The following is a 13,050-nucleotide window of genomic DNA, read 5'->3' as shown; positions in this document are numbered from 1 at the left end:
CGCGTCGGCACCTCCCGGCACCGTCGCGCTGTCCCTCCATTCAGTCCTGCAGGCCCGGCTCACCGAGCGCCAGCGGCACCCGCGAACCATCCAGCAGGCCACGGCTGAGCTTGCCACCCTCGATGAACAGCAGTTCGCCGTTCTCGCCGTTCTTGATGCTGCTGTCGATGGCGATCACGCGGTCGCCGTGGAAGCTGCTGACGTGCGGCATCGAGGTATGGCCAACCACGATGCGCTTGAGCTGCAGGCGGTCGAGCACAGCCTGCACACCCGCGGTGTCGAGGCGGCCATCGAAATAGCCGCGGTACCAGATCGGGCTGGTCTTGCCGTCGTACAGCGGTGCGGTGGCCGGGTCGGCCTTCACTTCGGCCTTGGGCAGGCCCAGCGAGGCCTGATAGGCCGCGTTGGTGCGTGCCGGGTCCAGCGCCAGCTGCACCGCCTCGGGCGAGATGCCGCCGTGCAGGAACAGGCTATCGCCGATCTTCAGCAGCACCGGGCGGGTGCGCAGCCACTGGCCGATTACCGAGTCGGCGCCATACAAGTGCGGGTAGCTGCGACCGAGCAGCTGGGCGCTGCGCAGGTATTTCGGGTTGACGTAGCGCAGGTCGTCGTACAGCACCATGGTCTCGTGGTTGCCGAGCACGAAGTGCACCGCGCCGCCGGCGGCGGCCGCCTGCTGCTGCAGGCCATACAGCAGCCAGAAGGCTTCGGTTACCTGCGGGCCGCGGTCGAACACATCGCCGGCGATGACCAGGGTGTCCTTGCCCAGCGCCCAGCGGTCCTGTGCGTCGATGACCTGGTGGGCACGCAGCAGGCGCACCAGCAGCCCGTACTGGCCGTGGATGTCGGACAGCGCCACGATGCGCGGCACGGCCGGCAGCACGGAGACCGAAGGCGCATTCGGGGCGGCCACGTGCACGCTGTGTTCGTAGCCACAACGCGGGGCGATGTCGGCGCCTGCGGCCTGCGTGGCAAGTGTGTGCGACTCGACCTTGTCGTCGCAGATCCAACTGGCCTGCAGCTGGTTGCCCTGGCGGAACACATAGGGGCCATCGGCCTGCACGTGGTCGGCGGGCGCGGCAACCTCACGGGCCTGCGTGGTTGCTGTGGCGCAGGCCAGCAGCGGCAACAGCAGGGCGGTCAGCAGGGAAGGGCGACAGCGCGACATCGGCGGCATCCAGCGGCGGAAAGATCCGATGCTAACCGGCGCGGGCGTCCGTCGGTGTGCGCGAATGGGCGGATCAGGTGTCGCGCCCGTCGTCCTTGAGCTTGCGCACGCGGGTGGCAGTGGGCTGAAGCGGCTGGCCATCGCGCCCGCGCGGCTGCATGTAGGGCAGCGGCCGCCGCGTCGCCAATTCGATCAGCTGCGAATGGGCTTCGCCTGCACCGAAGCGATGGCGCTCCCCCCACTGGCGCAGTGCGACCAGCAGCGGGAACAGTTCCAGGCCTGCGGCGGTGAGCACGTACTCTTGGTAGGCCGATCCATCGGAGGCTGGCTGCAGCTGCAGGATGCCGGCCTCGACCAGCCGGCGCAGGCGGTCGCTGAGGATGTTGCGCGCCGCGCCGAGGCTGCGCTGGAAATCACCGAAGCGGGTGATGCCGTCGAAGGCGTCGCGGATCACCAGCAATGCCCAGCGGTCACCGAGCAGGTCGGCACTGCGGGCTACAGGGCAGGGGCTGTCGGCGTGCATGCTGGGTATCTCCGAATGTGGTTGCAGTTTAAAACCAATGGCGATAGCCTGCATCTGGTTTCAAATTGCAACCATATGATGAGTGCCACATCGCTTCCCCGCCCGCTGCTGGTCCTGCTTGCGGCTGCCGCCGGCGCCAGCGTCGCCAACGTCTACTACGCGCAGCCGCTGCTGGATCAGCTTGCACGCGCCTTTGCGATGGACCGGGCCGTGGCCGCCGCAGTGCTGGCTGCCACCCAGGCCGGCAGCGTGCTGGCGTTGCTTGGCCTGCTGCCGCTGGCGGACCGCGGCGACCGGCGACGCCTGCTGCGGCTGCAGTTGATCGCGCTGGTGCTGGCCCTGTTGTGGCTGGCGGCGTCACGCACGGCGAGCTGGCTGTTGTCGGGCATGCTGCTGGCAGGCCTGCTGGGCACCGCGCTGACCCAGGGCCTGATTGCCTATACCGCCATGCTGGCACGGCCCGAGCAGCGCGGTCGCGTGGTCGGTGTGGTGCAGGGCGGCGTGTTCATCGGCCTGCTGCTGGCGCGCGTGGTGTCCGGTACGGTGGCGGCGGCCTTTGGCTGGCAGAGGGTCTACCTGCTGTCAGCGGTGGTGATGGCAGCGTTGGCGGCGCTGCTGTGGCGGCGCCTGCCCGCAGTACCGGTGCCGTCGGTCCCTCCACGCTGGCGCGAGCTGCTGGGCTCGATGCTGGGCATGCTGCGCCGCGATCGAACGCTGCGCGAGCGCGGGCCGCTGGCATTGCTGCTGTTTGCCGGCCTCAATGTGTTCTGGGCGGCGGCACCCTTGCCGCTGTCGGCACCGCCGCTGCACTGGTCGACCGCAACCATCGGCGCGCTCGGCCTGGCCGGCGTGGTCGGTGCGCTGATGGCGGCGCGGGTCGGACACTGGATGGACCGTGGTTTCGCGCATCGGGTCAGCCTCGGCGCGCTGTTGTTGATGCTGGTCGCGTGGTGGCCGCTGCTGGGCCTGCCGCATTCGCTGTCCTTGCTGTTGCTGGGTGTGGTCGTGCTCGACCTGGGCGGCCAGGCACTGCATGTCTCGAACCAGGCATCGTTGCTGCGTGCACCGGCAGAACAGCATGGGCGCCTGGTGGCGTTGTACATGCTGTTCTATGCGGTGGGCAGCGGTGCGGGAGCGGCGGCGGGGCCCTGGACGCAGGTGCGGCATGGCTGGCCCACTGTGTGCCTGCTGGGGGCTGGCATCGCGTTGCTGGCGCTGCTGTGGTGGGCAGCGTGGCGGGTGGGGGCGTTCAATGCATCGGCTGGCGCGCGAACCGGTAGAGTCGACTGCTCTTCGTTCCGACGGCGAAAAATCCCGCGCTGCGCGCGATAGTCGACCAGCGGTCGACTCTACCTGTCCTGCCGTCATCGCTGCAGTGCACGCCGCCCCGGGGCTTCCTGCAGGTCCGCTCTGGCGACCACCACGCGGTTGCGGCCGCTGCGCTTGGCCTCGTACATCGCCGCGTCGGCACGTGCCATCAGCCGTTCGTAGTCCGGGTGGCCGTCATGGCCGGCCACGCCGATGCTGGCGGTCAGCTCCAGCACCTGGCCGTTGGCCAATGCCACCGGCGACTGCGCGATCTGCCGGCGCAGGCTCTCGGCGATCACGGTCGCCTGTGATTCGCTGGCCGCCACCAGCACCACCACGAATTCTTCGCCGCCATAGCGGAACAGGTAGTCGCTGCCACGCGTGAGCTGGCCGAGCAGGCCGGCCACGTGCTGCAACGCACGGTCGCCGGCATCGTGGCCATGGCCGTCGTTGATTGCCTTGAAATGATCCAGGTCGAGCAGCAGCAGCGAGAACGGTGTGCGGTTGCGCGTGGCCAGCTCGATTTCCCGGCGCAGCACGGTGGGCAGGAAGCGACGGTTGAGCAGGTTGGTCAGCGCGTCGCTGCCGGCATCCAGTTCGCCGATGCGCTCGAACAGCAGCGTCATCAGGGTGCGGATGGCGGCCAGGTCCTCGCGGATGGCCGGCAGCACCGCCAGTCGCTGCGCCGGAGCATCGCCACTGGCGCGCTGCAGGTGGCCGTCAATGCGGGCCATCAACTGGCCCACCTGCTGCGTTTCGCTGCTTTCGCCGAAGCTGGGGATGCCCTTGTGGGTGAACCACAGGCCGAACTCCGAGGTGGCCAGGCTGGCGTTGTCGCTGGCCTGCACGTGGCCGGCGAGGGCGTAGAGCAGGGCGTTCTCCCAGTCCAGCAGCAATGCGCGCTGGCGCTCGCGTTCGGTACCGACGTTCTGTACCAGCGAGAACAGCCGGTAGGCGGCGTCGGCACGGGTGGAGCGCTCGCGCGCATGGGTGTAGGCCAGGGTCATGCCTTCCATGGCGATGTCCATGATCGCGCTGAGGCAGGCGATGGCGGCGAACGCGGTCGCGCTGTCGGGCGCGTCGTCGCGCAGGCGCACGAACAGCTCGTGCTTGAGCACGCGCGCACCGCGGGTGACCAGGTCGACCGGGATGCCGACCCGTGCGTGTACGTCGCCGATCACCCGCTGCGAGGCGACCGTGGTGGCGATGCCAGCGGCGTCGGTGGTCAGCAGCTGTACCAGCCAGCGCTGCATGGCCGGCTGCAGGCGCTGCTTGACCTGGTCGTGGGACAGGAAGCGGCGTGCGCGCCCGTCCTGCAGCAGCACTTCGTAAAAGCGCTGGGCCAGCGCGGGTGGGGCATCGGAGGCAGCGGCCTTGAGCAGCGCGGTGGCGGCAGGGCCGGCCTGTAGCAGGCATTGCTGCCAGGCCTCGGCCAGCGGCTGGCTGGCATCGTCCAGTTGGGGTGGTTCCACGTCGATCTCTGACTGCGTACGGCAAACCACGGGTATCGGCCGCGGCGGCATACGGTTGATGGCGGGGTAGCCGGCCAGTTTACGCGCGGTGCAGGCTTGCACGGTGCGCAAAGCACATCGACGCCGCTGCGGCAATGAGTGAACGCATTTGAGAATCACTCGCATTGATGGGAGAATGCGCGCACGGAGCGGGCTGCAGGTGCCTGCAGGACGGCTCCGCCTCCCCCCTCGTCGTTGCCTCAAGCCCTTTGCCAGAGGCCCCGCAGCCCTGCCAGAAGGTCCTGATCATGTCTCCTGCCGTTGTCCATTCGCCGCGCCCGCTGGCGCTTGCCGTTGCCGCTCTGCTGGCCGGCAGCGCCCTGACCGCCCAGGCCGAAACCGACGCCACCGATATCGACACGGTGCACGTCACCGCCTCGCAGATCGCGCGCCAGGCACTGGGTACCTCGACCATCACCGCCGAGGATATCGCCCGGCGCCCGCCAGCCAACGACATCGCCGAGCTGTTGCGGACCATGCCGGGCGTCAACCTGACCGGCAACAGCGCCTCGGGCCAGTACGGCAACAACCGCCAGATCGACCTGCGTGGCATGGGCCCGGAAAACACCCTGATCCTGGTCGATGGCAAGCGCATCGGCGCACGCGATGCCGTGCGCATGGGGCGCAGCGGCGAGCGCAATACCCGCGGTGACACCAACTGGGTGCCGGCGGAAATGATCGAGCGCATCGAAGTGCTGCGCGGCCCGGCGGCGGCACGCTATGGCTCCGGTGCCTCCGGCGGCGTGGTCAACATCATCACCAAGCGCCCGACCGGCGACCTGACCGGTGCGGTGGACCTGTATGGGCTGGTGCCCGAACACAGCGCCGAAGGTGGCAGCGAACGCGTCGGCCTGCAGCTGAGTGGGCCGATGACCGACACCCTGTCGTTCCGCCTGTACGGCAATCTCAACAAGACCGACGCGGACTCGCTGGAGCTCAACCGCCAGTACGCTACCAACCCCAACGCGGTGCCGCCGGCCGGCCGCGAGGGTGTCAAGAACCGCGATGTCAACGCGCTGCTGCGCTGGGACGTGACCGCCAACCAGGTGGTGGAGTTCGAAGCCGGCACCAGCCGCCAGGGCAACGTCTACGCTGGTGATCGCGCGGTCAGCACCACCGGTACCTCGACCGGCGTTGACCTGGCGGCACTGGCCGAGGGCGAAGCGGAGACCAACCGCATGTACCGCAACACCGGCGCGATCACCCATCGTGGCCGCTGGGGCGACGTGACCTCGCGGGTGACAGCTGCGGTGGAGGCGGTGAACAACTCACGCATCAACGAAGGCCTGGCCGGTGGCCCGGAAGGCAGCTTCAACGGCACCGACTGGTCGACCTCGCGACTGCGCAACTACCAGCTGGACGGCGAAGTGAGCTTCCCGACCACGCTGGGTGGTGCCGAGAACATCTGGACGCTTGGCTTTGAATACCTGGACAGCCGCCTGACCGACCCGTACTCGATGAGCCAGTCCAGCAGCAGCGGCGGCGGCATCCCGGGGCTGTCGGCCGATCGTGCGCGGGGCAAGGCCGATGCGCAGACCACCGCCGTGTTCGTCGAAGACAACATCTACCTGGGTGAGCGCTGGATCGTTACCCCGGGCCTGCGCTTCGACCACCACAGCCAGTTCGGCAACAACACCAGCCCCAGCCTCAACGCGCAGTTCCGCATCAACGGCGACTGGGTGGTGAAGGGCGGCATCGCCCGGGCGTTCAAGGCGCCGAACCTGTACCAGTCGAATCCGGACTATCTGTATTACACCCGTGGCAATGGCTGCCCGAATGCACTGCCGAGCCTTGGCGCCGGCTGCTACATGCGCGGCAATGCGGACCTGAAGGCGGAAACCAGCCTGAACAAGGAACTCGGCATCGAGTGGGCACCGCAGAGCGGCTGGCAGGCCTCGTTGACGTACTTCCATAACGACTACAAGGACAAGATCCAGGCCGGCTACACCCAGATCGGCCTGACTGCCGACACCAGGGGCCGCATCTTCCGCTGGGAGAACGCGCCGAAGGCGATCGTGCAGGGGCTGGAAGGCAACCTGGTGATCCCGCTGCTGGGCGAGCAGGGCAACCGCCTGAAGTGGAGCAACAACTTCACCTACATGGTGGAGAACGAGAACAAGCGCACCGGCCAGCCGCTGTCGGTGATTCCGAAGTACACCGTCAACACGATGCTGGACTGGCAGGCCACCGACAAGCTGTCGCTGCTGCTGACCGGCACGTTCTACGGCAAGCAGAAGCCGGCCACCACCAACATCAACAATGATCCGCGCTGCACCGGCACCTGCGACCCATCGATCGCACTGCAGGATCGCGGTGCGTACAACATCTGGGGCGTGAGCGCGCGCTACAAGGTGACCGAGACGGTCAGCTTCGGCTTCGGCGTGAACAACCTGGCCGACAAGCGCCTGTTCCGCGAGGCCAACAGCAGCGATGCCGGCGCGGCGACCTACAACGAGCCGGGCCGCGCGTACTGGGCCAGCCTGCGCTTCGGGTTCTGACCCGATGAGGCCTGCGCCGGGGCGTTCCCCGGCGCAGCCTGAAGGCTACTTCACCTGCCGGCAATCGCGCAGGTGGACGCCACCGGTGTCCATCTTGTCGACCACGCCTTCCAGTTTCACCCAGTCGTTCTCGCGCAGGGTGGCGCCCAGCGCCATCTGATCCGGCGCAAGCGCACAGTGCACGGTGAAGTTGGCATTGTTGTCGTCGTTCGACTGGCGTCCGCCGATGCCACCGATGCCCTTCATCTTGGTGACCAGATAGCCCACCTCGAAGGTCTTGGCAAAGCGGTTGGGCTGGGCGGTGTACACCTGGCCATCGATGATGAAACGACGGCCGAAATACTTGACGAGCAACGGCTGGTACATCGCATCGGTATCCGGCGGGGTGCTGGTGCCGGAGAACAGCGCCCTGAGCGGTGCGGTGTTGATTTCCCGCTGCAGCCGCTTGGCGTCCTTGCCCATTTCGGTGGACATGCCGACCGCAGTGGCCTGGATCGGCTTGTCGAAACCGCTGGAGACACGCACGGCTTCCGCGATCGCCTCGCCTTCGGGGCCGGTCTTGAGCTTGTCCAGCCAGCCACACAGCGCGCTGCGTGCGTCCTCTTCCTTGGCGGTCTGCCCGCGTGACAGCTTGGTACCGACCACCACGTTGCCGCCATTGGAGGCGGTGATGATGCTGACCAGCGGCATCTTGGTGTCGGTCTGCAGCACGTACATCTGGCCTTCGGTCTCGGTGATGACATCTCCGCTGACGAAGTTGTTGCCCTCATCAAGCGCTGCCTTGCGCAGCTGGCCCAGGGCGCTGCGGGGCTTCAGGCCGGGGAGGGTGACTTCGGAGGTGAAGAACTGGCCATTGCGGGGATCGCCTACCGCCTGGAAGTTCTGCTGGCAGGTCTTGGCCGAGGCGCTTGCGGCCGTGCCCAGCGCGCAGGCCACGGCGACGGCGACCCAGGGGGTCTTGGTAGTCCACATGTTCCGGATTCCTTGTGCTTGGGTGTCCATTGCGGGCCGCAACGCCGAAGCGATCCGGCTGCCCGTTCCCCATCCAGAGGGGATGCGGTCATCATAGTGTGGCCCGGCACGGGCGCAAGCTGCGGCGAGCCGCGACGTGCAGTCTGCAATGTTATAAACACCGTGATAGTTTCCCCACGGCCGCCGGCGTAGCCTGCCTCCATCGCAAAGGAGCTGTTGCCATGGGCCACGACCACGATCACCTGCCATCCGAGATCCGCCACGAGAAACCCTTGTGGTGGGCGCTCGGCCTGACCTCCACCTTCCTCGTCGTCGAAGTGGTGGGCGCGTTCTGGACCAACAGCCTGGCGCTGTTGTCCGACGCGGCACACATGGCCACCGACGCGCTGGCCCTGATGATCGCGCTGGTCGCGGTGCGGCTGAGCCGGCGCCCGCCGGATGCGCGTCGCACCTACGGCTATGCGCGCCTGGAAGCGCTGGGCGCAATGATCAACGGCGCGATGCTGTTCGTGGTTGCCGGCTACATCCTGTGGGAAGCCGTCGGGCGCTTCAGCAAGCCGCAGGAGATCGCCTCCACCGGCATGCTGGTGATCGCCTCGGCCGGCCTGGTCATCAACCTGATCTCGATGCGCCTGCTGCAGGCCGGCAGCGGCGAGAGTCTCAACGTGAAGGGCGCCTACCTGGAAGTGTGGGCGGACATGCTCGGCTCGGTGGCGGTGATTGCGGGTGCGGTGCTGATCCAGTTCACCGGCTGGAAGCCGATCGATCCGATCCTGGCGGTGCTGATCGGCCTGTGGGTGTTGCCGCGCACCTGGGTGCTGATGCGCGAGGCGATCAACGTGCTGCTGGAAGGCGTGCCCAAGGGCATGGACGTGGCCAAGGTGCGCGACAGCCTGTCCAGCCACGCCGCGGTAATGGACGTGCATGACCTGCACGTGTGGGCGCTGGCCTCCAGCACGCCGGCGCTGACCGCGCATGTCGTGATGCGCGACGGCACCGAAGCCGATGCGCTGCGCCGTGAGCTGAGCGGGCGCCTGCACGATGACTTCGGCATCGAGCACGTGACGCTGCAGCTTGAAGCGGACCACTGCGGTGAGGCCTGTGGTGAACCGGCGCCGGTGAAGGGCGGCGAGCACGAGGGCCATGAAGGTCATGACCACGGCGAGGACGCGCAGGGCCATCGCGGTCACGTGCATCGCTGATCGAAGATGACGCGCGTGCCGGGAGATGCCCGGCGCAGCTATTCGTCCCGACGTGAAGCCAGCCGATCCGCCAGCCAGGTCGGCTCCGGCAGCCGGTAACCGCGCAGGGTGCGCTGCACCCAGTCCAGCGCGGTATCGGCACTGACCCGATGGCCGCCGGCCACGAACAGCGGCTTGCTGCGCACCTTGCTGCGCAGCACCCAGCCGAGCTGCTCGTCACCGTCCATCAATGGCGTATGCGCGCCTGCTTCGGCGCCCGGTTCGACGAAGCGGCCGACCAGTTTCGACTTGGCCACACCGATGCTCGGCAGGTCGGTGACCACGCCCAAGTGCGCGGCCACGCCCAGCCGGCGCGGATGGCTGATGCCGTGGCCATCGACGAACACCAGATCCGGCGCCCGCGGCAGCAGTGCCAGCGCGGCCAACAACGCTGGCAGCTCGCGGAAGCTGAGCAGGCCGGGAACGTACGGCATCACCGTGGGAATGCGCGCTATTTCCTGCGCCACGGGCTGCAATGTCTTCGCATCCAGCAGGACCGCTGCGGCGCGGGTGGTGGCACCGTTGTCCTCAAAGCCCACATCCAGCCCGGCCAGCCAGCGCACGTCGTTGGGCAGGCGGTCCTGGCGCTCCACGCGGCCGGCCAGCTGGAGCTGCTGCGCGCGGGCCGCGGCGACGCTGCCTTCCCAGCGTCCGGGGTCGATCACCGTATTCATTGGCCACAGCATCGCATGGGTGGCGCCACGGCCCGGTGAGTGGCGGCCGGGGCTACAATGGCGGCCTGCCCTTCCTCGCGTTGGAGACCCTGCAGTGACCCGTAAACTCGTACTGTTGCGCCATGGCCAGAGCCAGTGGAACCTGGACAACCGCTTCACCGGCTGGGTCGATGTCGACCTGACCGAGCAGGGACGCCGGGAAGCGGCCGCCGCCGGTCGCCTGATGCGCGAGGAAGGCCTGCAGTTCGACGTCGCCCACACCTCGGTGCTCAAGCGTGCCATCCACACCCTGCAGGGTGCGCTGGCCGAGCTTCAGCAGGACTGGCTGCCGGTGAACAAGTCCTGGCGCCTCAACGAGCGGCACTATGGCGGCCTGCAGGGGCTGGACAAGGCCGAGACCGCGGCCAAGCACGGCGAAGAGCAGGTCAAGGTCTGGCGTCGTTCGTACGACATCCCGCCACCGCCGATGGAACTGGAAGATCCGGGCCACCCGATCCATGACCGCCGTTACGCCGGTCTGGACCGCAACGCGCTGCCGGGCACCGAATCGCTGGCCACCACCCTGGACCGCGTGCTGCCGTACTGGCACGACGCGATCGCGCCGCAGCTGAAGGACGGCAAGACCGTGCTGGTCACCGCCCACGGCAACTCGCTGCGTGCGTTGTACAAGTACCTCAACAACGTCTCGCGCGAGGAAATCCTCGAGCTGAACATCCCGACCGGCATCCCGCTGCTGTTCGAACTGAACGATGACCTGACCGTGCAGTCGTTCCGCTACCTGGGCGACCCGGAAGCGGCACGCAAGGCTGCTGAGGCCGTGGCCAACCAGGGCAAGGCGAAATAAGTAGATACCCACCGTTGGTGGGTATTCTTCTGCTGGGTGTGTGCGGACCAACGGTCCGCACACACCCGCTTGCGACCACGGGCGTTCCCCCTGTGACCTTTGGCCGGTCCCTGTGGAGGGCCTCCCCGGCTACCCTGTGAAATTACCCGCAGGAGAGCCTCATGAACGTCCGCAACCTGGTCCCGCTGGGCCTGACCATCGCCATCGCTGCCTCGCTGGCGGCCTGTGGCAAGAACGAAACCGCACCGGCGGCCGGTGCCGACGCCAAGCAGGCCTTCGACCTGTCGCAGATCAAGACGCCGCTGATCTCACTCAACAGCGCCGACCTCGATCCGGCCATCTCGGCCTGTACCGACCTCAATGGCTTCGTCAACAGCAAGTGGCTGAAGGCCAACCCGGTGCCGGGTGACCAGACCACCTGGGGCAGCTTCGAGATCCTGCGCGAGCGCTCGCTGGAAGTGCAGCACGCGCTGGTGCAGCAGGCCGCCGCCAGCCAGGCCAAGGCCGGCTCGGTGGAAGCCAAGATCGGTGACATCTGGAAGACCGGCAATGACGAAGCCAAGATCGAAGCCGCCGGCCTCGCGCCGCTGCAGCCGCAGCTGGACAAGATCACCGCGCTGAACGATACCGCCGCCATCACCCAGTACCTGCGCGACAGCCAGGCCGAGGGCAAGGGCGTGCTGTTCTCGCTGTTTGCCAATGCTGATTACAAGGATTCGGCCAACGTCATCGCCTACGTCGGCCAGGGCGGCCTGGGCCTGCCTGAGAAGGGCTACTACTTCGACGATGCGCAGGCCAAGATCCGCGATGCCTACGTGGCGTACATCGCGCAGGTGCTGACCCTGTCCGGCGTGGAAGCCGCGCAGGCGGCCGAGCAGGCCAAGGCAGTGATGGCCTTTGAAACCCGCCTGGCCAAGGCCTCGATGTCGCGCATCGAAATGCGTGACCCGGCCAAGCGCTACAACCCGCTCAGCGCCGCAGACGCCGACAAGCTGACCCCGAACTTCAGCTGGACCGCGCTGTTCGACACCCTGAAAGTGCCGGCCGCGCAGAAGTTCTCGCTGGCCCAGCCGGGCTTCTTCGGTGAAATGGACAAGATGCTGGCCGATGTGCCGGCCAGCACCTGGCAGGCCTACCTGCGCTTCCACACCATCGACGACGCCTCGCCGTACCTGAGCAGCCAGTTCGAGAAGGCCAACTTCGATTTCTACGGCACCACCCTGCGCGGCCAGAAGGAAATGCAGCCGCGCTGGAAGCGCGTGCTGGAGTCCGTCAACGGTGGCATGGGTGAAGCGCTGGGCCAGCTGTACGTCGACGCCGTGTTCCCGGCCGAGTCGAAGGTGGCCATGCAGCACCTGGTGGAGAACCTGTCGCAGGCATTGAAGGCGCGTCTGGAGCAGCTGCCGTGGATGGGCGAGGAAACGAAGAAGAAGGCACTGGAAAAGTGGGCCAGCTTCACCCCGAAGATCGGCTACCCGGACAAGTGGCGTGACTGGGCGGGCCTGCAGACCAACGGCGACAGCTACCTCGGCAACATGCAGGCGGCGCGTGCGTTCAACTACCGCTACATGCTGGACAAGATCGGCAAGCCGGTGGACAAGACCGAGTGGGGCATGACCCCGCAGACGGTCAACGCCTACTACAACGCCACCAAGAACGAGATCGTGTTCCCGGCGGCGATCCTGCAGGCGCCGTTCTTCGACGCCAAGGCCGATCCGGCGCTGAACTACGGCGGAATCGGTGCGGTCATCGGCCACGAAATGATGCACGGCTACGACGACTCGGGCAGCCAGTTCGCCGCCAACGGCAATTTCGACAACTGGTGGACCGACGCCGACCGCAAGGCCTTCACCGAGCGTACCGACCAGCTGGTTGCACAGTTCGATGGCTACGAGTCGGTGCCGGGCGTGTTCGTGAAGGGCAAGCTGACCCTGGGCGAGAACATCGGCGATCTGGGTGGCCTGACCGTGGCCTACGACGCACTGCAGATGGCGCTGAAGGAAGACCCGAAGGCGAATGTGGAAGTGGATGGCCACAGCCAGGACCAGCGCTTCTTCATGAACTGGGCCACCGTGTGGCGCCGCAACTTCACCGACGGTGAGCTGCGCGTACGCCTGAACACCGACCCGCATGCGCCGGCCAACTTCCGAGCCAACGGTGCACCGTCGAACATGCCGTCCTTCGCTGCGGCGTTCCAGTGCAAGGCCGGCGACGCGATGGTGCGTGCCGACGACAAGCGCGTGGTGATCTGGTAACCGATCACCCGTGATGCGTGATGCGAAAGGCCCGGCGAACGCCGGGCCTTTTGTCT

At 67.2% G+C, this 13,050-nt stretch carries 10 protein-coding genes; 5 read left to right on the top strand and 5 right to left on the bottom strand.

Annotated elements, in window-relative coordinates; translation table 11 throughout:
- Window positions 1–40 precede the first annotated feature (40 nt).
- The gene (locus AC5P60_RS02260; RefSeq protein WP_483692918.1) at window positions 41–1,168 is read right to left on the bottom strand and encodes a metallophosphoesterase; all 1,128 of its coding nucleotides are present in this window, start codon (window positions 1,166–1,168) and stop codon (window positions 41–43) included.
- Window positions 1,169–1,241: 73 nt separating this feature from the next.
- Entirely contained in the window at window positions 1,242–1,691 is a 450-nt protein-coding gene (locus AC5P60_RS02255) for a winged helix-turn-helix transcriptional regulator (protein ID WP_005408672.1), read from the bottom strand.
- A gap of 75 nt (window positions 1,692–1,766) precedes the next feature.
- Here AC5P60_RS02255 and AC5P60_RS02250 point away from each other — a divergent pair, with 75 nt between their 5' ends.
- The gene (locus AC5P60_RS02250; RefSeq protein WP_483692917.1) at window positions 1,767–3,023 is read left to right on the top strand and encodes an MFS transporter; all 1,257 of its coding nucleotides are present in this window, start codon (window positions 1,767–1,769) and stop codon (window positions 3,021–3,023) included.
- Between the two features lie 32 nt (window positions 3,024–3,055).
- Here the strand turns inward: AC5P60_RS02250 and AC5P60_RS02245 are convergent, their stop codons facing one another.
- Complete coding sequence (locus tag AC5P60_RS02245) at window positions 3,056–4,471, bottom strand: GGDEF domain-containing protein (RefSeq protein ID WP_033834519.1); 1,416 nt, start codon at window positions 4,469–4,471, stop codon at window positions 3,056–3,058.
- A gap of 287 nt (window positions 4,472–4,758) precedes the next feature.
- Between AC5P60_RS02245 and AC5P60_RS02240 the strand changes: the two genes are divergently transcribed.
- Complete coding sequence (locus AC5P60_RS02240; protein ID WP_483692916.1) at window positions 4,759–7,008, top strand: TonB-dependent siderophore receptor; 2,250 nt, start codon at window positions 4,759–4,761, stop codon at window positions 7,006–7,008.
- Window positions 7,009–7,053: 45 nt separating this feature from the next.
- Here AC5P60_RS02240 and AC5P60_RS02235 read toward each other — a convergent pair whose 3' ends face one another.
- Complete coding sequence (locus AC5P60_RS02235) at window positions 7,054–7,980, bottom strand: hypothetical protein (RefSeq protein WP_005408676.1); 927 nt, start codon at window positions 7,978–7,980, stop codon at window positions 7,054–7,056.
- Window positions 7,981–8,201: 221 nt separating this feature from the next.
- Between AC5P60_RS02235 and AC5P60_RS02230 the strand changes: the two genes are divergently transcribed.
- Window positions 8,202–9,182, top strand: a complete 981-nt coding sequence (locus tag AC5P60_RS02230) for a cation diffusion facilitator family transporter (protein WP_049404787.1) — start codon at window positions 8,202–8,204, stop codon at window positions 9,180–9,182.
- A 38-nt stretch (window positions 9,183–9,220) separates the two neighbouring features.
- On the opposite strand, the gene nfi is transcribed toward AC5P60_RS02230, so the two are convergent.
- Window positions 9,221–9,895 (bottom strand): deoxyribonuclease V, encoded by a 675-nt coding sequence (gene nfi / locus AC5P60_RS02225; RefSeq protein ID WP_483692915.1) that lies wholly within the window; start codon window positions 9,893–9,895, stop codon window positions 9,221–9,223.
- Between the two features lie 94 nt (window positions 9,896–9,989).
- Between nfi and gpmA the strand changes: the two genes are divergently transcribed.
- Entirely contained in the window at window positions 9,990–10,739 is a 750-nt protein-coding gene (gene gpmA / locus AC5P60_RS02220) for a 2,3-diphosphoglycerate-dependent phosphoglycerate mutase (protein ID WP_033834513.1), read from the top strand.
- A gap of 161 nt (window positions 10,740–10,900) precedes the next feature.
- Window positions 10,901–12,994, top strand: coding sequence for a M13 family metallopeptidase (locus AC5P60_RS02215; protein ID WP_033834514.1), 2,094 nt, complete (start codon window positions 10,901–10,903; stop codon window positions 12,992–12,994).
- The last annotated feature ends 56 nt before the right edge of the window (window positions 12,995–13,050 follow it).

Source organism: Stenotrophomonas sp. YJH_SMC_120, assembly GCF_059368675.1.
The sequence above is the reverse complement of the archived record's forward strand: the minus strand, read 5'-3'. Positions and strand labels throughout refer to the sequence as shown.